General features: G+C 68.8%; 16 protein-coding genes. 9 read left to right on the forward strand and 7 right to left on the reverse strand.

The window, feature by feature from the left end:
- Positions 1–172 precede the first annotated feature (172 nt).
- Positions 173–745, forward strand: a complete 573-nt coding sequence (locus tag HDA43_RS30135) for a hypothetical protein (protein WP_179827655.1) — start codon at positions 173–175, stop codon at positions 743–745.
- Positions 746–857: 112 nt separating this feature from the next.
- On the opposite strand, the gene HDA43_RS30140 is transcribed toward HDA43_RS30135, so the two are convergent.
- Entirely contained in the window at positions 858–1,469 is a 612-nt protein-coding gene (locus tag HDA43_RS30140; protein WP_179827657.1) for a GNAT family N-acetyltransferase, read from the reverse strand.
- 145 nt (positions 1,470–1,614) lie between these two features.
- Between HDA43_RS30140 and HDA43_RS30145 the strand changes: the two genes are divergently transcribed.
- Positions 1,615–1,998 carry a nuclear transport factor 2 family protein gene (locus tag HDA43_RS30145; protein ID WP_179827659.1) on the forward strand — a complete coding sequence of 128 codons (384 nt, stop codon included), beginning with the start codon at positions 1,615–1,617 and terminating at the stop codon, positions 1,996–1,998.
- Between the two features lie 18 nt (positions 1,999–2,016).
- Here HDA43_RS30145 and HDA43_RS30150 read toward each other — a convergent pair whose 3' ends face one another.
- From HDA43_RS30150 to HDA43_RS30175, 6 genes are all read right to left on the reverse strand, one after another.
- Complete coding sequence (locus HDA43_RS30150) at positions 2,017–3,990, reverse strand: hypothetical protein (protein ID WP_179827661.1); 1,974 nt, start codon at positions 3,988–3,990, stop codon at positions 2,017–2,019.
- Positions 3,987–5,141, reverse strand: a complete 1,155-nt coding sequence (locus HDA43_RS30155) for a 5'-methylthioadenosine/S-adenosylhomocysteine nucleosidase family protein (RefSeq protein WP_179827663.1) — start codon at positions 5,139–5,141, stop codon at positions 3,987–3,989. Before HDA43_RS30155 ends, HDA43_RS30150 begins: the two co-directional genes overlap by 4 nt.
- 1 nt (position 5,142) lies before the next feature.
- The gene (locus HDA43_RS30160; RefSeq protein WP_179827665.1) at positions 5,143–5,871 is read right to left on the reverse strand and encodes an NUDIX hydrolase; all 729 of its coding nucleotides are present in this window, start codon (positions 5,869–5,871) and stop codon (positions 5,143–5,145) included.
- 122 nt (positions 5,872–5,993) lie between these two features.
- Positions 5,994–9,464 carry an ATP-binding protein gene (locus tag HDA43_RS30165; RefSeq protein ID WP_179827667.1) on the reverse strand — a complete coding sequence of 1,157 codons (3,471 nt, stop codon included), beginning with the start codon at positions 9,462–9,464 and terminating at the stop codon, positions 5,994–5,996.
- On the reverse strand, positions 9,461–10,696 hold the full coding sequence (locus HDA43_RS30170) for a metallophosphoesterase family protein (RefSeq protein ID WP_179827669.1): 1,236 nt from the start codon (positions 10,694–10,696) through the stop codon (positions 9,461–9,463). Before HDA43_RS30170 ends, HDA43_RS30165 begins: the two co-directional genes overlap by 4 nt.
- Positions 10,697–10,984: 288 nt before the next feature.
- On the reverse strand, positions 10,985–11,596 hold the full coding sequence (locus tag HDA43_RS30175) for a hypothetical protein (RefSeq protein WP_179827671.1): 612 nt from the start codon (positions 11,594–11,596) through the stop codon (positions 10,985–10,987).
- A gap of 196 nt (positions 11,597–11,792) precedes the next feature.
- Between HDA43_RS30175 and HDA43_RS30180 the strand changes: the two genes are divergently transcribed.
- The 7 genes from HDA43_RS30180 to HDA43_RS30210 all read left to right on the forward strand — a co-directional run bounded on the left by HDA43_RS30180 (position 11,793) and on the right by HDA43_RS30210 (position 21,067).
- Positions 11,793–13,949 carry an N-6 DNA methylase gene (locus HDA43_RS30180; RefSeq protein WP_179827673.1) on the forward strand — a complete coding sequence of 719 codons (2,157 nt, stop codon included), beginning with the start codon at positions 11,793–11,795 and terminating at the stop codon, positions 13,947–13,949.
- The gene (locus HDA43_RS30185) at positions 13,939–15,957 is read left to right on the forward strand and encodes a type I restriction-modification system subunit M (protein ID WP_179827675.1); all 2,019 of its coding nucleotides are present in this window, start codon (positions 13,939–13,941) and stop codon (positions 15,955–15,957) included. Before HDA43_RS30180 ends, HDA43_RS30185 begins: the two co-directional genes overlap by 11 nt.
- Positions 15,954–17,246 (forward strand): restriction endonuclease subunit S, encoded by a 1,293-nt coding sequence (locus HDA43_RS30190; protein WP_179827677.1) that lies wholly within the window; start codon positions 15,954–15,956, stop codon positions 17,244–17,246. Before HDA43_RS30185 ends, HDA43_RS30190 begins: the two co-directional genes overlap by 4 nt.
- 321 nt (positions 17,247–17,567) lie before the next feature.
- Positions 17,568–18,347: a helix-turn-helix domain-containing protein gene (locus HDA43_RS30195; RefSeq protein ID WP_179827679.1), complete on the forward strand. Its 780-nt coding sequence runs from the start codon at positions 17,568–17,570 to the stop codon at positions 18,345–18,347.
- Entirely contained in the window at positions 18,338–18,577 is a 240-nt protein-coding gene (locus tag HDA43_RS30200; RefSeq protein ID WP_179827681.1) for a DUF397 domain-containing protein, read from the forward strand. Before HDA43_RS30195 ends, HDA43_RS30200 begins: the two co-directional genes overlap by 10 nt.
- 230 nt (positions 18,578–18,807) lie before the next feature.
- The gene (locus HDA43_RS30205; protein WP_179827683.1) at positions 18,808–19,962 is read left to right on the forward strand and encodes a DUF262 domain-containing protein; all 1,155 of its coding nucleotides are present in this window, start codon (positions 18,808–18,810) and stop codon (positions 19,960–19,962) included.
- Positions 19,955–21,067, forward strand: coding sequence for an AAA family ATPase (locus HDA43_RS30210; RefSeq protein ID WP_179827685.1), 1,113 nt, complete (start codon positions 19,955–19,957; stop codon positions 21,065–21,067). The genes HDA43_RS30205 and HDA43_RS30210 overlap by 8 nt, the downstream gene beginning before the upstream one ends.
- Positions 21,068–21,086 lie beyond the last annotated feature (19 nt).

Consider the following 21,086-nt stretch of genomic DNA (forward strand, 5'->3'; position numbering starts at 1 on the left):
AGGGCCGGCCTGGCCGTGTGGCGCTGTGAGGCAGGGCTCGCCTACCTGCCCGGCGTGGCCAGGACTCGTATGCCCGCACGGTACGGGGAGGTGGTGACGGCCCCACCTCGTTGTCGCCCCAGCTCCCATGCGTGCGGACCCGGTGGGCCGCTTGACTGGATTCATGCAACGAATGACCGGATTGTTGATCGGCGCTGTCTTCGGCGCGGTTTTCGTCATAGTCAACGCGGGGGACCCGCTGGACACCGTGACCGCGACCCTTCTGCGAGTGGTCGCATGCGTGGCGGCCGTGAGCGTCATGGTCATGTGGTTCCGCACCGCCCGGAGGGAGCGGCCCGCCCCGCGGGAGGCACGACGGAACATGTTCAGCCGCGCCTACCTGGCCGTCGTCGCCGCCGAGGCGGTCCTGCTCTTCGGCGGGCTCCGGGTGCTGGCCGCCCTCGGACACCCGGAACAGGCCAACGTGGCCTGGGTGGCGTTCGTGGTCGGGGTGCACTTCATCGCGCTCGCCCCCGTCTGGAAGGACCGGAGCATCGCCGTACCCGGCGTCGTCCTCACCGTGCTCGGCGTGGCCGGTCTCGTCCTGGCGGCGACGGCCGCGGTCGCCTGGGTCCCCTTTGTCAGCGGCGTGCTGTCCGGGGTGGTGCTCCTCGGCGGCTCGGTGACCTTCGGCCGGCGTGCCATGACGGCTGAAACGACCGGGACGGCCCGGCGGACCGGCGACGTTCTGAGCCCCTCATCGTGATCCCATGACCCGCGCCGACGACGCCGTCGGAGGAAAGAGGAGACTGCCGTCTGAACCGCGCGGGGCGGGATACGGCGCGCATCTCATCGCGATGGCGAAGCGGGTGCGCGCCTCATCGCGATGACGGGGCGGGCGGGCGGCGCATGGCCCAGACGCGCGGGCCGCCGCCGGGCACCCGGATCTCCCCCGTCACCTCGAATCCCAGCCGCCGGTAGAAGCGCACGTTGCTCTCGGCCGAGGTCTCAAGGGTGGCGGGCAGGCCGACGCGGTCGGCCTCGGCCAGACCGGGGCGCAGCACCGCCGTACCCGTCCCGCCGCCCTGCCGCTCCGGCAGCACGCCCACGGTGGCGAGCACGAACGACGGCTCGTCGGCCCGCAGCGCCGCGCAGGCCGAATCGGCCGCGATCATCGCCGCGTGGCGGTCTCCGGACAGCTCCTCCTCCCGGGCGGCGAGCCCCTGCCAGACCTCGCCGGGCACCGGCCGGTCGGGCCGCAGCCACACCGCCACGGCCGCCATCCGCCCGTCGTCGCCGTCCGCGGCCCACGCCTCCCCGTACGGCAGACCGACCTCCTCGACCGTCAGCCGGAACAACCCGGCCAGTCGCTCCCGGTGCCGGTCGGCGGCGACCGTCCAGCTCGTCCAGGCGTACCCGTCGAAGGCCCGTGCCAGCACCGCGGCCGCCTCGGCCGTCTCCCCTGGCCCGATCCTGCGCGCCTCCCGCACGGCACACCACCTTTCCCATCGTTCCGGACGCCGCAGGCGAGCGTATCCCCATGCCCGCTCCGGGCGGAGCGCGCCTTCCACCGATCGGAACGCTCGCCCCTGTGCACGGGGACGCGTGCCGGTGATCGACTGTAAGGTCTGGCGAATGGACGAGAGCTCCGGGACCAGGCAGGCCGTGCGCGCCTACGTCGACAGCACCGAGCGACGCGACTGGGAGGGCCTCGGCGCGCTGCTCACCGAGGACGTGGTCTACGAGATGCCGCAGACCAGGGAACGGATCCGGGGGAAGGCGGCCTTCCTCCGGTTCAACATGGAGTATCCCGGCGACTGGCATCTTGAGCTGCGGCGCGTCGTCGCCGACGGCCGGCACGCCGCGGCGTGGATCGACGCACGGGTCGGGGCCGAGCACCAGGACGCCTGCGTGTGGTTCGAGACCTCCGAGCAGGGGCTGATCAGCCGGATCGTCGACTACTGGCCGGAACCGTACGACCCGCCGTCCGGCCGCGAGCACCTGGTGGAACGCTGGTAGACCACGCACGGTCCGGCTTCACGCCGCACCCCGCTCCTTCCCCTCGCGACGATGTTCCTGCGTGATCCACTTCTTCCCTTCCGCGGCGATCCCCTCCAGTACATGCAACGTACGGCGAAGGCCCGAAGCGTCCAGCGTCGCCTCGGACACCGTTCCGGGCTCCTCTCCCTGCTGGAGTTCCTCCGTCTCCGGCTCCGTCACTTTGACACGGACTTCTTGGCCGTTGACGAGCGCGAGCTCGAACACCTGCCCGCCGTCGCCCCCGTGGCTCACCCGTACGGCTGCGATCGTCTCGAAGCGATAGTTGGCCCGCCGCAGGATATGAGACGAGCCTTGATCGAAATCGAGTGTGGCAGTGATCTCGCGTACTCCATCCGTGGTGAGAAGGAATATGAGAAGTTGGTATTTCTTGTAGCGCCAGGGGCCGTTCCGTACCCGCGCGCGGACACCTGAGGCGGCGGGCGTCTCGATGAAGGCGTGGGCGATGACGTCGCTTATCTTCAGCCTGTAGTGCTGCAACGCTTCGTTCAACAGCACTTTCCGGTCGCAGTCCAGCCACGCGGCCATTTCCCGGTCCTTGGGCTTGTCGGCCAGCTTCGCCCGCCACCGAGCGAAGGCCGCCTCGTCGGTCTCCTTCACCTGCATGCTCTCCACCGTGTCGGCGGCATATCTGCGACGCTCCAGGATGATGTGCAGCCAGGCGCGGGCGGCCATCCATCCGCTTGCGAGTGCGATGCTCGTTGAGCAAGCCGCACTCAGAGGGCTGGCCGGCACCGCGCCACCCACCGCCCAAAGCCCTCCGGCGACGAAGACGACCGATCCGAGGAGCGTCACCGCCTTTACTGACGGAGGCGTGGCGAGCTCCTCGCGGTAGCTCCAGAGCATGCCCTTCTCCCAGCGTGTCTTGACGTCACCGGCTCGATGCCGGATCAGCCAGGCGATCTTCTCGACGCCGATCCTCTTCTCCCGGTATACCTCGACCACCTCGTCGCGAATGCTTCTACGGATCCCCGCCGTCGTAGCCAGCCAGAAATCGCGGTCGACACCGCGTGGAACGTATTTGGCGAAGTAGTAATCGAAACGGTGGTCCACCTGCCGTGCGAAGCCGTCGGGTGATGCGTTGGTTGCGCGCTGCCGAGGCGTCCCGTATTCCTTGTCTTTCGTACGGCGTCGTACGACGCGGAAGCGCCACTCCACACCGTCGCGGACGCCGAAGAAGCCGCCGATGATGCTCAGTAGGTATGCGAGAAGCACGGAGATCCGGCCTGCCTGGACCAGCAGGTAGCCGATGTGCACCGTCGCCCCGGCGAGGACGGCCGTCGCCGCCACCGCCTGGACCCAGGTGGACGGGGGTGTCGCGGCCGACTGCGGGCTGCGGGCCTGCGGCCTGGTCGGACTCGGTTCGAAGAACTTCCAGACCCGGTTCACCCGGTCGCCGGTCATTCGCTCTGTCTTAGCCAGTTTCCATACCTGATGCCACATCTGGTCCTTGAGCGACCCTTCAAGGAACGACTCCAGGTGCCGCAGAATCAAGGTGCGCTGGAGCGAGCCGAGTGCGTCAACCTCCTTCAGGAGGACCTGGCTGTCCGCATCGGATTTCCTCGCGGAGTCCAGCAGGTGGTGAAGGGTCTTCAGTCCCTCCGCCCACTCGTCGTCACCGGTGATGTGCCTCCTGCTCTGCGCGTTCTGGAGCATGGCGGACTCTTCTTTGGACAGCTCGCGCCGCGTTCTGCCGCTCACCAGGGCGAGCAAGCGGTAGAAACGGACCCTGTCGGTGCGGTACCCGGCCATGAAAGCTTCGTTGATGAGCTGTCGCGCCCGATCGGCCATATCACCATCAAGGCACTGGACACCGGTCTCGAACTTATCCCGGGGCGAGGCGTCCGCGAATGTCATGTAGGCGTTGACGTCGCCATGGACCGTTCCCACCTGTGCTCCGACGTACGCGGAACCATCGGCGGTGTTCGTCGTGGAAGCGCCCGGAGCCGTCATGACAACCCCTGGGCCAGGCCGATGATGATCGCCAGCTCCGCGGCCAGTTCCGCCACGTCGCCGATGAGCCCGCGCAGCTTCTTGAGCGCCAGTGTCAGAGTGCCCCGGCTCTGCGGCGTGTCGGACTCCAGCGCCTTGTCAGCCACGGTGAGCTCCGCCTCCGCCGCCGTGTAGGTGTCGTCGTCCAGGTGGCCGCCGGCCCGTGCTCGCTGGAGCCGGGTGCGGAAACCGGCGAGCGCCTCCGCCAGGTCGGTCGGCGGGACCGGCTCCGGAGTGATCCGGATCCCGCCGTACACGGTGCCGGCCTGCACTCCCACCCGCGCGTTCCCCTTCGCGACGTTCCTGATCGTCTCGGGCATGGTCGGCCTCCTCGTCTCTGTCGTGCGTCGGTCGTCGTCCTGCGCCTCGGCGGACAGTTCCTCTGCCAGGGACACGGCGAACGCCGCCGCGTTGGCCACCGCCCGTTGCTGCCATCGTTCGCGGTCGGTGTCCTCCTTGGTGCCGTCGGCCCGGTCGCTGATGCCCCGGACTACGACCACCGGCAGAGACCGGTTCAGATGCGCGGCCTGCGCCACACCGGCACCTTCCATCTCGACCGCCTGAGCGTCGTTGTAGTGCTCCCGGATCCAGAGCGCGTGCACGGAGACCTTGGAGTTCAGCACCACCTCGCCGGCGGCGATCGGCCCGAAGTGCACCTCGGGACCCCGGTCGTGAGCCGAAAGGCCCCGCTTCCAGGAGCCGTCACGGTCAATGTGCCGGGCGATCTGATCGACGACGTGCGGGGTCTCCCAGACACGGGGACGGCTTTTGAAACCGTCATCCTCGCTCGTGCCTCCGTGGAACGCGTAAACGTGCGTCGCCACCACCACGTCGCCGAGGGCGACGTGGGAGTGCAGGGCTCCCGCCACGCCCACGAAGAGCAGGGCAGCCGGGGCGAACGTGTTGATGGCGCGTTCGGCCAGCACCGCCGCCGCCTGGTTGCCCTTGCCGACGTGGGCCAGCACGATCGGGCACCGGCCACCCGCGAGCCGACCGACCTCGAAGCGGGTGCCCTGCGGATGACGGCGTGGACGCGGATCGACCAGTTTCTCCTGGACCGCCTGATACTCCAGGTCCAGCGCGGTGAGGATCACGATCGGGGGACGGCTCACTTCACTGCTCCTCTGTGCTCGACGACTCGGCGGGCCGGACCATCGGCGGATACAGGACCGCGCGCGGACCGGCTTTGAACAGTCGGGCCGGTCGTCCGGTCGCGGCCTTCCGGGCCGAGCCGACCGGGACGATGAAGCCATCGGTCTTCTGTACCTTGCGATAGAAGTTCCGGGGGTCGAGGGGGATCCCCCATACGGCCTCGTACACCTCCTGAAGCTCGGTGATCGTGAAGATCGGCCCGCAGAACGCCGTCGCGATCGCGGAGTGCTCAAGCGTGACGCGGGCGCGTTCGACGCCGTCCGCGACGATCCGCCGGTGGTCGAAGGCGAGCTCCAGCTCTCCGGAGAGCACCCGGTCGACCGGCTGCCACCTGGCGTCGGCCGCGTCCGTACCGGCCGTCGGCTCGGGAAGGCGCGGCGCGATCGCCAGGTAGGCCACCGACACCACCCGGCCGCGCGGGTCACGGCCGGGCTCGCCGTACACGCCCAGCTGCTCCAGGCGCAGGGTCTCGGCGTCCAGGTTCGCCTCCTCGGACAGCTCCCGGTGGGCCGCGGCGGTGAGGTCTTCCTCAGGGTGCCGGAGGAAACCGCCGGGCAGCGCCGACGCGCCCCTGTACGGTTCGACGCCGCGCTCGACGAGCAGCACATGCAGCCGCGATCTACGCAACGTCAGGATCACCAGGTCGACGGCGAGCAGTACGGCGGGGGCCACCCAGCGATCGTCGGTCATGCGATGAGACTAGCTTTTTGTCAATCTGACAGAAATAGCGTTCCGGTGCTGTTTCCGTTGCCTGCCCTTTCGAGCCGACGGTCCGCCCCCGCACCCGTGCTACGCGCGCGGGGACGGACCTGCTACACGAACGGCCTGAACCGCGGCAGCGGGTGGAGATGCAGCCGCCCCTCCGGAAGCTCCGCCCGGGCCAGTTCCGCCAGGTGGTCGTGGTGGGTGAAGACGATCATCTGGAAGCGGTCGGCCATCTCCTCCAGCACGCGCAGGGTCGCGCGGGTGCGCTGGTCGTCGAAGGTCATGAAGATGTCGTCCACGACGAAGGGGAGGGTGTGCCCCTCCTCGGCGTACCGCTCCAGCGACGCCAGCCGCAGTGCCAGGTAGAGCTGGTCCCTGGTGCCCTCGCTGAGCTGCTCGACCCTGAGGGGCTGGTCGCCGCGCCGGGCCAGCACGACGGGGGAGTCTCTGTCCTCGTCCAGTTCCAGCCCGGCGTAGCCGTCCAGGGTCAACCGCCTGAAAAGCGCACTCGCCCTGGTCAGGATCGGGTCCTGTTGCTCCTGCCGATACTTCTCCATGCACGAGGTGACGATCTCTCTGGCCACCCGCAGTCGGAGGTACTCCTCGCTCTCCTCGATCAGGGCCGCCGCGGCCGTCTCGGCGTTCGCCGCGGCCTGGGCCGCCTCGGCCGACCCGTCGAGCTGCGCGAGCCGGATCCTCCTCTCGCCGAGAAACGCCGACTGCTCGGTCCGCCGCCTCTCCAGGTCCTCGATCCGGTCCGCGAGATCTTCCAGGTCCGCGTGGAGACGGTCGGGGTCGGTGGCCGACGCCTCCTTCTCCAGGGCATGGAGACCTTCCTCCGTGACGGGGAGCGTCACGGTCACCTCCGAGAGGGCGGCGGTCAGCTCGGTGTGCCGCCGGCGGCGCCGTACGGCCTCGCTCAGCGCTTCGGCACCGTCCACCCCCGCTCTCCCGACGAGAGCCGCGAGTTCCGCGTCCAGGTCCGCGGTGGTGCGCAGATGGTGATCGACGTCGGCCGCCAGCGCGGCGTGCCCGGCCTGGAGGCGGGCGCGCCGGTCGGCGGCCGAACGGTTCTCCTGCGCCTCCCGGTGCAGGTCCGCCACGAACCCGTACCGTTCGGTCTCGTCGTCGGGGAGCCGCCTGCCGCACTCGCGGACGACCCTCTCCAGGGAGGCGCGGAACCGCTCGACCACGGCGGTGTCCTGCTCCATCTCCCTGTCGCTCCTGACGGCCGAGTCGACCGCGGCGGACACCTGTTCGAGCGACTCCAGGCGGGTGACGGCCTCCGCGGTCTCCAGCCCGGAGGCCAGCCCGGCGCGGGCCAGCAACCCGTCCCAGTCGGCCCGCCAGGCGTCCAGCTCATGTTCGCCCTGGGTGACCTGCGCCTCGGCTTCCGCCAGCTCGTCGCGGGCGGTGGCGACCCGGTCGGCCAGGGCGGCGCGTTCCCGCGCCTCCTCCTCCTGCCGGGTCAGGCTGGTCTCGGCGACCTCTCGCAGCTCAGGCAGCTCCGCGAGGGCGCTGTCGGCGCCGAGCGAGGACGCCTCTCCCGTGACCCGCAGCACCTCGCGAAGCCGCGCGATGTGCTGGGAGGCCTGCTCCCGGCGGGAGGCGAGCCCGGCGCGCACGGCCGCGAGCCTGCCGGCGTCCTCCCGGAGCCGTTCGGCGGCCCGGAGCACGGCGGGGGCCGCCTTGGGGGTGGCGGGCCGGGGACCGGCGAAGTCCTCCCACAGGCAGGCCCATTCGCCCGCCAGCCTCTCGGCGTGGCGATCGAGTTCCGCCTCTTCCCGGGCGCACTCGGCCAGCCCGCGCTCTCCCTCGCCGATCTGGAGTTCGAGCCGGTAGCGCTTGGCGACCCGGTCCGCCTCCTGGCGCAGCCTGTCGGCGAGATGGTCGGCCCGGGCGACGGCCGGCGCGAACTCGTCCACCCGCTCCCGGCGCCCGCCGCGGATCTCCCGCCAGAGGGCGTCGCGGTCCGACCGGGCGGCGGCGAGGTCGTCCCCGGTGGGCGGCGGGTCGACGTTCAGCAGGCCCGCCAGCTCCAGGCGGTCGCCGTCGAGCCGCTTGGCCAGCTCCTTCGTCCGCCTGGCCAGGTCGCGCCGGTCCCGCTTGAGCTCGTCGAGCGCCTCGGCGTGCGCACCGATCTCCGCTTCGGAAGGCACGGTGACACTTCCCGCCTCCGCCACGGGAGGCATCGCCAGCTTCAGGTCGCGCAAGCCCTGCTCGACGGCGCCGCGGAGCCGCCGCTCCTCCTCGTCGTCGGCCACCATACGGCTGAGCAGGTCATCGGGGATCGCGGCGAGGACGGCGCGCAACGGCCCGGTCTCCTCGGCGGCCGGAAGCCCGCTGAGCTTCTTCTCCGCCTCCTCCAGCTTCCGCCGCAGCCTGTCCGTCGCGCGCCGGTCCCGAGCCAGCGCGGTCTCCAGCTCCGTGTGCCGGTCGTGCAGTTCCTGGGCCCGCTTCCGCACCGATCGGGGCACGTCATACCGGGCGGCGTCTTCAAGGCGGGCATCGGGGTGTACCTGGCGCAGCAGTGCCTCCGCCTTCCGCCGCGCCTCGGCGGCGTCTCCGGCCGACTTCGCCAGCCGCCGGGCCGCGTTCCGGGCGTCCCGGTGATCCTGGAAAAGGGATTCGATCGTGCCCGCGACGGCCAGCAGACCTTCGTCGACGACCAGCCGGCTCATCTCATCCTCTGCCGCGGCGAGGCGCCGCCGGGCGTCGTCCAGAGTGTTCCGCGCGCTCCCCAGCTCCTCCAGCAGCCCGGGGAGCCGGTCAGTGACCTCCTGCGGCGCGAGGACGCCCTCCGCCCGAACCTCCTCGATCTGAGAGAGCAGGAAGCGGCGCCGGTCCAGGGCGGGGAGCGCCTGGCTCAGCCGTTCCAGGCGGGACTCCTCCCTCCTCGCCCCCTTCAGCTCACCGGCCAGCCGGGCGAGAGCCTCCTCGGCCTCGGCGACCTCACGCTCCCGCCGGGCGTACTCCTCCGGCCGGAGGAGCGCCGTGCGCTGCCGCTCCCGGGCGCGGCGCAGCTCGGCGATCCGCGTGTTGATCACCGGGCGCTGGCCCCGCTGCTTGTACAGCTCCGCCATGCGCTCGTCGATGGCCTTCAGGGTCTCGGACAGCCGGAGCCCGGAGCGCGAGGCGGTCAGCGCCTGCCGGAAGTCCCCGCCGCCGTGCGCCAGTTCCTCACCGCCCCGGCGGAGCTCCGCGCTGGTCAGGGCGAACACCGAGCCGAAGGTGGTCCGGTCGACGCCGCCGAGGGCGGCGTCCAGCTCCGCCTGGCCCACCGCCGAGCCGTCCGGGGCGAGCAGTGGCGTGTTGCGGGTCTTGGTCCTGATGAACTCCAGGGTGCCGCCGTCGCTCCTTCTGATCAGCGCGCCGAGCCGCAGCGCCCCCTTGGCGTGCACGAAGTCGTACGGCGAGCGGACGTCGATGCCGTACAGGAGCTGGTCGAGAGCGTGCAGGGCGGTCGACTTGCCCGCCTCGTTCGGCCCGGTCACCAGGTGGATGCCCGGAGCCGACAGGTCGAGGGACATTCCGGTGAAGGGGCCGAACGCCACCAGGTCCAGCCGGTCGATCCTCATCGGTGGCTCCGCCCTTCCGTGACCATGGATTCCAGCAGTTCGAAGGCGTCGTCGGCGATCCGCAGCAGCCACTGCGGGTCACCGAGGCGGGTGCCGTCCCGGTCGAAGACGTCCGGCGGCAGCGCCGGGTAGAGCGGGGTCGTCTCGACCAGTTTCCGCAGGGCGTCCCCGTCGGCACGCAGCGCGTCGGCGGTGCGCCGCAGGTCGGGGAGGATCCCGGCGGCCCCTTCGTCCGGGGCGTCCGGCGGCCGGGTCTCGATCCGCACCTTCTCCACCCACAGCTCACCCTGGTCGGTGGCGGCCAGGCGCACCTCGTTGAGGAACCGGGGACGCTCTCGCCACAGGGGCAGGTGCGCGGGGCTGGAACCGGTGACGCTGACCCGGACCGCGTGCAGCCGGTCACCGGGGATCTCCCTGAGCCCGCGGACCACCAGGTCGACGGCCGAATCGACGTCGGCGGCCCCGGAGACGTCGATCCTCAGGTGTTCCCAGCGGGCGACGTCCAGGTCGTGGTGCACGGCGGAGACGACCTTCAGGTCGTCGACGGTGACCAGCGTGCAGCCCTTGGGTCCGGTCTCCCGGGCGTGCCTGCCCTGGATGTTGCCGGGGAAGACGATCCACGGGTCCTCCGAGACCACCTCGCGGTGGTGCACGTGACCCAGCGCCCAGTAGTCGTAGCCCTTGGCCGCGAGATCGTTCACCGAGCAGGGTGCGTAGCGGTCGTGCCCCTCCCGCCCGGTCAGCGCGGTGTGCAGCAGCCCCACGTTGAACAGGTCGGCTCGCGGGGCGGGATAGGCCAGGGAGAGGTTGTCGGTGATGTCGGACCGGGCGAAGCCCTGACCGTGCACGGCCAGGCCGCGCGCCTCGTCGAGGATGGTCTGCGGCCCGCTGGTGTCGAACAGGTGGACGTTGGACGGCAGCCGCAGCTGCTTGGTCATCCGGTTCTGCGCGTCGTGGTTGCCGTAGACCATGTAGACCTGGATGCCCTCGCGGCCGAGGCGGGACATCTGCCCGGCGAAGAACAGGCCGGTCTGGTAGTCGGGCCAGGTGCCGTCGTAGACGTCGCCGGCCAGCAGCACGGCGTCCACCGACTCGGACACGGCCAGGTCGACCAGGTTCTCCAGGGCGAGCCTGGAGGCGGTCCGCAGTTTTTCCGCCGGAGCGCCCTCGTAGGCCGACAACCCGCGCAGCGGGCTGTCGATGTGCAGATCAGCGGCATGGAGAAGTTTCACTCTGGTCCTTCTCTGGGGAAGTCGCACGCCCTGGAGGGTGGGGCGCTCGTCACGGGAGAGACATGCGCAGACCACCGATGATGACGTGCAGGAAGGAGGAAAGTGGTGCGAATGGTGAAATCGTTGGTTCGTTCCACCGGTACGTGAGCAGGGACGGAACGGGAGCGCGCCCGTGGCCGGACTCGCCGGATGGCGACGGCGCCGCACGGTCACCCGTTGGCCGGGCCCGCCCTCGACGGCTGGGACCGCACCGACGGCCGGGCTTGCTTCGGCAGCCGGGCCCGAGGGTCAGTTGCGGGTGAGGGACCACGAGCCGTCGGCGTGGACGGTGACCAGGCGGGTGCCCGACGGCAGCAGGGCCTTGCCCTTGTAGGAGCCGATCTGGTTGAACAGCAGGTCGCCGTAGGAACCCGGGCGGGTGTAGCTCTGGACGATGAAGTTGCCCTCACCGGTGAAAGACGAGCGGACGGTCCGCAGGCCGCGGGTGGGGGAGAGCTTGAGCACCTGGTCGCCGGTGCCGTGGACGGTTCCGGTGCACCAGCAGCGGGCCTTGCTCAGCGGCTTGAACACCGCGCTCCACGCGCCGTCGGCTTTGATCTCCAGCGCCGCCGTTCCCATGCCGGCGCGGGCGTTGTACAGGACCGTGCCGCTGTAGGGGCCGATCTCGTTGACCAGCAACTCCTCCTTCTTCCCGGCCGGGGTGACGGTGAAGACGATGAAGTTGGCCTCACCGTCGTGCCGGAGCTGCAGCAGGCCAGGGGTCTTGGTGAGGCGGACGCGGACGACCTCGTCGCCCTCGCCCCGGTAGGTGGTGTCGGCGTGGGCGGTGCCGGCGCTCACGGCGCCGGTGGTGAGGGTGGCGGCGGCCAGGACGAGCGCGGCCAGAACACGCTTGAACATGGGGCTCCTCAAGGGGGATGGGCACACCGGGGTACAGCCGTTCACAGAGCCTTACCCGAAGGTACGGTGTGACCGACGCCACCTAGTAGAGCACGTGTTGACACAATCAACAAACAACTTCCGTGACATTGCCCGGAGAAGACGCTCAGCGCTAGTGTCTGGTTCACGTCCGAAGAGACCCCGGGAGGCGGCCGACATGCGGCGAGACGTCCAGGTGACCGCTGCCGACATCGCGCGGCTGGCCGGGGTGGGCCGGGCGGCGGTGAGCAACTGGCGCCGCCGCCACGCCGACTTCCCGCAACCCGTCGGCGGTACGGCCACCAGCCCGGCCTTCTCCCTGGCGGAGATCCGCGCCTGGCTCCTCTCACCCGGCTCGCCCGGCTCCGCCGGCCATGATCGGGAGCTGCCGTCCGACGAGTGGCTCTGGCAGGACCTGCGGGCCGTCGCCGGTGACGACGACCTCGCCGACCTGATCGCCGACCTCGGCGCGTTCCTCGTCTACACGCACCGCCGCGCCCGCGACTGGGCGGAGCTCGCGGCCGGCGACGACGCGGCGGTCGCCGCCGCTCTGCCCGAGAGGATCCGCGAGGTCGTGCCGGCCTTCCCCGCCGTCCTGCCCCCGGACCGGGTGCCGCTGATCCGCGCCGTCGCCCGGCTCGGCACCGAGCGCGGCGCATCCGGAGCCTTCGAGTTCCTGCGCGAACGCTACTTCGAGACGCACTCCCGGCGGCTCCACCCCACCCCGCGCGAGATCACCGAGCTGAGCCTGGAACTGGCCGGTCTCGGCGCAGAGGTGCCGACCGGTCCCCGGGTCCCCGGTGACGCCGGACCGGAGCCGGCCGGTTCGCGGGTCCGCGGCGTCCCCGGCCCGGAGTCGCCGGGCCGGCGGGTCCGCAGTGTCCTCGATCCGGTCTGCGGCGCCGGTGACCACCTCCTCGCGGCGCTGGACCGCTCATCCGCCGTCCGGGTCATGGGCCAGGAGGCCGACCCGGCCGTCGCCCGGCTCACCGCCGTACGGCTCGCCCTGCGCGGCGACGACACCGACGTCCGCACCGGAGACTCCCTGCGCGCCGACGCCTTCCCCGGCGAGACCGCCGACGCGGTGGTGTGCAACCCGCCGTTCAACGACCGCGCCTGGGGATACGAGGAACTGGCCTCCGACCCGCGCTGGGAGTACGGCCTGCCGCCCCGGATGGAGTCCGAGCTCGCCTGGGTCCAGCACGCACTGGCCCACCTGCGGCCGGACGGCGTCGCCGTCCTGCTGATGCCACCGGCCGTGGGCAACCGCAGGTCCGGCCGCCGCATCCGCGGTCAGTTGCTGCGCCGCGGCGCGCTGCGCGCCGTCATCGGGCTGCCCGCCGGAGCCGTCCCCAACGTCGCGGTTGCCCTGAACCTGTGGGTGCTGTGCAGGCCCGCCGAGCCCCGCACCCCCGGCCACGTCCTGATGATCGACACCTCCGGCCGGCCAGGCGACTACGCCGAGGCGGCTGTCGCGGCCTGGCGGCGGTTCGACGCCGGGGAGGAGCTGGACGAGCCCGGGGTGAGTCGTACGGTGCCGGTCATCGACCTGCTGGACGACGAGATCGACCTGACCCCCGCCCGACACCTGTCCACCGCCGCGCACCTGCCGCCCGAACGGGTCACCGGCACCCGCGACCGCCTCGCCGACCTGCTGCGCACCGTCGCCGAGCTGACCCCCGCCGTCCGGACCGAACCGCGCGACCTGCCGCTCGTACCGCTGTCGGAACTCCTGCGGCGCGGCATGCTCACCCTCCACCAGCAGGCGCCCGTCCGCCCCGGTGAGGAGACCGAGGTGGCCGACGGCTCCGCCGTGCTGACCGCCGAGGATGTCGTGCTCGACCGGCCGCCCTCCGGCCGCACCCCTGAGCACGCGGTGCGGCGGGAGATCCTGACCCGGCCGGGCGACGTCGCGGTGCCCCAGGTCGTCCGCGTCCCTGTCGCCCGGGTCCTCACCCGGGGCGGCGCCGTGCTAGGCACCCACCTGCACCTCCTGCGGCCCGACCCCGAGGCGCTGGACGCCGACTTCCTGGCCGGCTTCCTGAGCGGCCCGGCCAACCTCCGCCACTACGGCCCGGCGTCCAGCACCGGCATCCGCGTGGACGTCCGCCGGGCCGAGGTGCCGCTGCTGCCCATCGAGGAGCAGCGCGCGTACGGCGAGGCGTTCCGGCGGCTGGCCTCCTTCTCTGCCGCGCTGCGGGAGACGGCCGAAGTGGGGGAGAATCTGATCCGGCTGACCGCCGACGGGCTCACCCACGGTGGCCTCCAGCCACCCGCCGGTGACGACTCGTCCGGCCCCCCGCACGACGTGAAGAAGGAGAGCCGTGAGCGGTAACCACCAGAGGTACGCGGACTTCATCTGGTCGGTCGCCGACCTGCTGCGCGGCGACTACCGCCAGTCGGAGTACGGCAAGGTCATCCTGCCCTTCACGCTGCTGCGCCGCATCGACTGCGTGCTCGCCCCCACCAAGCAGGCGGTCCTCGCCAGGGCCGGGGAACTGGAGGGGCGGGGCCTGCCGGAGCAGGCCGTGGACCGGATGCTGCGCGACGTGGCCGGGGCGAGCTTCTACAACCGCAGCCCCCTCGACTTCGGCAGGTTCACCGGTGACGCCGAGAACGTCGCGCGGAATCTCCGCGCCTACATCGGCGGGTTCTCCGGCGGCGCTGCCGAGGTGCTGGACAGGTACCGCTTCGACGAGCAGATCACCCGCCTCGACGAGGCCGGGCTGCTCTACCTCGTGACCGCGAAGTTCGCCGAGATCGACCTGCACCCGGACGTCGTCGACAACCACCAGATGGGCTACATCTTCGAGGAGCTCATCCGGAGGTTCTCCGAGATCTCCAACGAGACCGCGGGAGAGCACTTCACTCCCCGCGAGGTCATCAAGCTGATGGTCAACCTCCTCATGGCCCCCGACGACGCGGACATCATGACGCCGGGCATCGTCCGCACGATCTACGACCCGGCCTGCGGCACCGGCGGCATCCTGTCGGCCGCCGAGGAGCACATCACCCGCTACAACACCCACGCCACGGTCAAGGTCCACGGCCAGGAGCTCAACCCCGAGTCGTGGGCCATCTGCCGCTCCGACATGATGCTCAAGGGCCAGGACCCCTCCCAGATCATCCTCGGCAACTCTTTCGTCCACCGCGGCCACGCCGACAAGAGGTTCGACTACCTCATGGCCAACCCGCCGTTCGGCGTGGAGTGGAAGAAGGTGCAGAAGCAGGTCGAGGACGAGCGCGACACCCTCGGCTGGGCCGGCCGGTTCGGCGCCGGGACACCCCGGATCAACGACGGCTCGTTCCTCTTCCTCCAGCACATGATCTCCCACATGAAACCGGTCGACCAGGGCGGCTCCCGCATCGCGATCGTCTTCAACGGCTCCCCGCTGTTCACCGGCGCGGCCGGCTCGGGGGAGTCGGAGATCCGCCGCTGGATCCTGGAGAACGACTGGCTGGAGGCCATCGTCGCCCTGCCCGACCAGCTCTTCTACAACACCGGCATCTCCACCTACTTCTGGATCCTGTCCAACCGCAAGGCTCCCGCCCTGAAGGACAAGGTGATCCTGCTGGACGCCCGGGAGTGCTGGACGAAGATGCGCAAGTCCCTCGGCGACAAGCGCAAGATGATCCCCGACGAGCGGATCGACGAGCTGACCGCGATCTACAAGGACGCCCTCGCCGTCGCGGCCGACGCCGACCACGAGCACCACGCCAAGGTGAAGGTCTTCCCGCGCCACGCCTTCGGCTACCAGCGCATCACCGTCGAACGCCCGCTCCGCCAGCGCTTCGAGGTCACCGACGCGACCGCCGACGCGGTCGCCGAGGCCAAGGCCATCGCCAGGTTCGACCACCGCGACGCGCTGCTCGCCGCCCTGCGCTCCCTGCCCGGTACGGCGTGCGGCACCAAACTGGAGTTCGCCGGCAAGCTGGACGCCGCCCTCGCCGAGCACGGCCTGAGCAAGCTCCCCGCCCCGGTGGAGAAGGCGGTCTGGGCCGAGGTCGCGGTCGGCGACCCCGAGGGCCAGCTCCAGACCGACCGGAAGAACAACCCGCTGCCCGATCCCGACCTGCGGGACAACGAGAACGTAGCGCTGATCTCGATGAACTCCACCCCGGCCGAACGGGAGGCGGAGATCGAGGAGTATCTGCGCCGCGAGGTGCTGCCGCACGTGCCGGACGCGTGGGTGGACCATACGAAGACGAAGCTGGGGTTCGAGATCCCGTTCACCCGGCATTTCTACGTGTACACGCCGCCCCGGCCGTTGGAAGAGATCGACGCGGAGCTTCGGGCGCTGGAGACGGAGATTCAGAAGCTCTTGGGTGAGGTGACTCGATGAGCTGGAAGCGCATTCCCCTTCGTGGAGCGGCCGAGGTCGCCCTGGGCCGTCAGCGATCGCCCCAGCACGCCGAGGGCCCGCACATGGTGCCGTACCTCCGGGCCGCCAACGTCAAGGACGGTCAGCTGGCGCTCGACGACGTGCTCACGATGAACTTCACCCCGCAGGAGCAGCGGATCTTCTCGCTACGGCCCGGGGATGTCCTGGTGACCGAGGGAAGCGGCAGCCTGTCGTCGGTCGGCGCGGCAGCCGTCTGGAGCGGAGAGATCGAGGGGACGGTCTGCTTCCAGAACACTCTGTTGAGGCTGCGGCCTCGTCCCGGTGTCACCGACGGGAGGTTCCTGGGGTGGTGGGCACGCTCGGCGTTCGGATCGGGGCTGTTCGCCTCGGTGGCGACCGGGGCGAACATCTACCACGTGAGCGCGGAGCGAGTCCGGGCACTTCCCATCGAGGTGCCATCCCTGGAAAAACAGGGGAGGATTGCTGATTTTCTTGACGGCCAGGTCACTCAAACGCTTCAGATTCAAGTTATGCGCGCGAAGCAGCGGCTAATTTTGAATGAGCGCGCCGCATCTTTGATAACCGAAGTTCTTGTTCCGGGGGTAGCAGGTGATACGTGGCCCTGGAACTGGTTGCCGGAGATGCAAGACCGGCCCGTCGTGCGTCTTGGGTATCTGTGCCGGCTGCAGTCAGGCATCACCATGGACAGTTCACGTGCCATGGACGGCGATGTCGTGACACGTCCATACCTGCGAGTGGCCAACGTTCAGGCTGGACATGTCGATCTAAGCTCGCTCGCTGAGGTGACGGTTCCCCGTAAAGTCGCTGAACGAAGCACGCTGCGCACCGGTGATGTACTGATGACTGAGGGCGGTGACCTCGACAAACTCGGCCGAGGAACGGTATGGAGCGGTGAGATCGAGGACTGCCTGCACCAGAACCACGTGTTCGCTCTACGCCCTGATCTGAAGAAGCTGGACCCCGAGTATCTAGCGCTCATGACTCAGACGCTGCACGGACGCTGCTACTTCGAGAGCACAGGGGTCAAGACCACCAATCTCGCTTCCACCAACAGCAGCAAGATTCTTGGGTTCCCCGTTCCTTTGCCTTCTGTGGAGCAGCAGCGGCGTCTTGTCAGGCAAGTCGAGGTACAGATGGCGGCGATCGACAATGCTCGGCGGGCGTTGGATGAGCAGTCTCGGCTTCTACGGGAGCGACAGCAAGCGTTGATCACGGCGGCGGTCACGGGACAGATCGATGTCACGACAGCGCGTGGGGTCATGGACTAGGTGGCGTTTCTCCGCATTCAAGAAGCGTCCTTTCGCTTCTTGGGTTCGAGCTGCTTTACGGGTCGGCGCTGAAACCTCTCCAGGGCCAGTAGGTTCCCTGTGTTTCCTCGCCCCTCGCCAAGCTGAAAAAATGCGGGGTTTGGTGTGCGTTGAAGTCCGGCAATTGACGCATGTCCTGATGGTTCGCTCTGAGCGCTTCGCCTTTCTTAGGGCGATCATGTTCAGCGCGCCGAATTCCAGTTACCTTGGGTGTTCGATCGGTTACGACTGGCGAGCGCCGGGTTGTCGGCGCTGTCCTTGAAGTCCGGCAAGGAGGGCGAAATGGCCAACATCTACACCCCTCAGGCGATCTGGGGCCGGGAGCTTCGTCATTACCGCAAGGGGGCGGGCCTCACCCAGGGACAGCTCGCCCAGAAGGTCCACTTCAGTGAGTCGCTGATCAGCGGGGTGGAGACCGGCCAGCTCCCCGCCAGCCCGGAGTTCGCCGAGACCTGCGACAAGGTCCTCAACACGGGCGGTGCCCTGCACCGCCTCCTCGACTGGCGGAAAGGTCAGATCTTCCCCTCCTGGTTCGGCCCCTGGCGGGAGAAGGAACAGGAAGCGATCGCCCTCCGGACCTACCAGCCTCTGGTGGTCCCCGGCCTCCTCCAGACCGAGGCGTACGCCCGGGTGATGCTCTTCGGGGATGAGGTGAACATAGAGACTCGTTTGAACCGCCAAGCGATCCTCACCCGTGAGGACCCGAAGCCTCCGAGCTTCCGATGCGTGATCGATGAGGGGGTCCTGTACCGGCCGATCGGAGGCCCAGGGGTCATGAGAGAACAGCTGGAGCACTTGGTCTCGATGGTCTCTTCCCGCCTTTCCATCCAGGTGGTTCCTCACGGAATGCACTCGGGCTTGATGGGCGGCTTCGTAATCGCGACGCTGGCAGGAGGAAGCGACGTACTGTATGCGGAGACTGCCATCCGAGGCATCACCACGAGCGATCCGGCGGATGTCGCGGCAGCGGTCGAATGTTTCGAGGTCATGAGGACCGAGGCGCTTCCGCTCGGTATGTCCATCGATCTGATCAAGAAGGCGGTAGAGGAAAAATGGACCTGAGTAATGCGAAGTGGTTCAAGTCAAGCTTCTCCGGCAGCAATGGCGGGGACTGCGTTGAGGTTGCGGAGTTGACGAGCGTCAGTGACGGCCCCGGGCACAAGGACGGGCACCCCGAGCTGATCGCCGTACGCGACTCCAAGGACCCCGGCGGCCCCAAGCTCTTCTTCACCCCCGCCGAGTGGGACGCCTTCCTCAACGGCGCCAAGGCCGGCGAGTTCGACCGCCACTGACCCGCCCCCGTCGGCCGCCGAGGTGTCCCCTCGGCGGCCGGTGAACCTCAAGGCTTCACCGCCGAACGGATCTCCGTACCGCTACGCTCGTCAACCTCCTGGATCGCGGAGATCCCCGAACGGGTGGTCGGCCTATGGGCTGAGATAGATCGTCTGCCCGAGACAGGGTGGCTACGCTGGATCCGCGCATCGACCGGAGCGTTGGACCACGAACCTCGGGAAGCCCTTAGATGAGATCCGCACAGGACGACGTTCTGTTCGAGTACGACTCGGCAGGAGCGAGCACGGGTGTCGAATTGGAGGTCATCGAGGCGATCGATGAGCCGTTCGATCCGGAGCTGATCGATGTGGTGACCAGGAACCCCACCGTGGATCTCCTCCTGTCGCGTATCAGAACGGGCATGATCGACCTGGCGCCCGACTTCCAGCGCAAGGCCGGCATCTGGAACGAGAAACACCAGAGCCGCCTGATCGAGTCTCTACTGCTCAGGATCCCGCTCCCCACGCTCTACGCCTCCGAGGACGAGGACGATGTGTGGGTGATCGTGGACGGCATCCAGCGCCTCACTGCGATACGGCGATTCGTCGACCCATCAGGCGTCGGCAGGGAGCAGTTGTTCCTCCAAGGCCTGGAGTATCTCCAGGACTACGACGGGTGTGCCTTCGACGACCTTCCCGGCCGCCTCCAACTGCGGTTGCGGGAGACCGAACTGGTCGTCCACCTGATCCGCCGTGGCACTCCGGAGGCGGTGAAGTTCAACATCTTCGCCAGGATCAACACGGGTGGCCTGCCGCTGTCCCGCCAGGAGCTCAGGCACGCCCTCATTCCGGGCCGTGCCCGCACGCTTCTCGGGGAACTCGCCGAATCGGAGTCGTTCCTCCGGGCGACCGACAAGAGCGTCAACCCGGAGCGCATGGCCGATCGGGAGATGGTCCTGCGGTTCATCGCGTTCCGGCTGGTCTCTCTAGCCTCCTACACATACGCCGATTTCGACCACTTCCTTCGCGAGTCCATGCGGACCATCAACAAGATGACACGCGATGACATCCAACACATCAAACTGCAGTTCGCCCGCGGGATGGATGCCGCACACTACATTTTCGGTCCTCATGCCTTCCGCAAGCGCTATCGTGGCGTCGAGCGGAGGTTCCCGATCAACAAAGCCCTCTTCGAAACCGTTGCGGTGAACCTCGCGAAGCGGACCGACGAAGACCTGGCCCTGCTGATGTCCCGGCGCGACCTGGTCCAGGTCGGCCTCGTCGACCTGCTCACCGATTACCCCGATTTCGAACGGGCGATCTCACAGAGCACGGGAGACCACAGCAAGGTGCGTCTGCGGTTCGACGCGGTGAGGGATCTCTTCGATAGGGTGATCAATGATTGAGCGGCTTGACGTCGTCAATTTCAAGGCGTTCGCGAGTGCCAGTGTTCCGCTAGGTCGATTCACCCTGCTCTCCGGGCTGAACTCGGCCGGCAAGAGCACGGTCCTGCAAGCCTTGGCCCTGCTCCGCCAATCCCATGCGGCCGGCCTGCTCGACGGTGGATCGGGTTCGGGGCTCCTGCTCAACGGAGAGCTGGTCGAGCTGGGCACCGGGCGCGACGTTCTGCACGAGAACCATGTGGACACCGGGGGAGAAGGCCCGCAGATCACGCTATCCGTAACCGAGAAGGGGACCGTCTCCTCATGGACCGCCCTTTACGGTCAGGAAAGTGACATCCTGCACCTTCAAAAACAAGCGACGGACGAATCTCTCAGCCTGTTCGGGCCTGGTTTCCAATATCTCAAGGCGGATCGGCTGGCTCCCTCCGTCACCTATCCCAGGTCACACGAAATCGCAGTGCGGCGCGGATTTCTCGGTTGCCGGGGCGAACACACGGTCAACTTCCTCCGCCACAGGCAGGACGATCGTCTGACCTCCTCCTGCCTTCAGCATCCCGACGCGCTCTCCATGTCGCTCCTCGACCAGACCGACGCCTGGATGCGGGAGATCTGCCCGGGTGTCAATCTTCAGGCCGCCACCATCGAGGGCACGGACCTGGTCCGGCTCGGTTACCGCATCGATGTCGCCGGCCTGCCCACGGCACTTTCCCATCGCCCCACCAACGTTGGCTTCGGCCTCTCCTACGTCCTGCCGATCGTGGTGGCCTGCCTGTCGGCCACACCGGGAAGCGTGATCCTCCTGGAGAATCCTGAGGCCCACCTGCACCCTCGCGGTCAGACTGTGATGGCGACGCTCGCGGCCGCAGCGGTGGCCGCCGGAGCCCAGCTCATCGTGGAAAGCCACAGCGACCATGTCCTCAACGGTCTCAGGCTGGCCGTGAAACACGGGAAGCTCGACGGCTCAGCCGTCAGGCTTCTCTATTTCCAGCGGGAGCACGATGGAGTGAATATCATCAATCCAGTCATAGGGTCGGACGGGATGATATCGGAGTGGCCGCCCGGATTCTTTGATGAATGGGAGAACTCGCTCGATCAGCTCCTAGGGTGACCAATTCTGAGGAGAAAAT

It is taken from the genome of Streptosporangium sandarakinum (assembly GCF_013409935.1).
Lineage (GTDB): Bacteria > Actinomycetota > Actinomycetes > Streptosporangiales > Streptosporangiaceae > Streptosporangium > Streptosporangium nondiastaticum.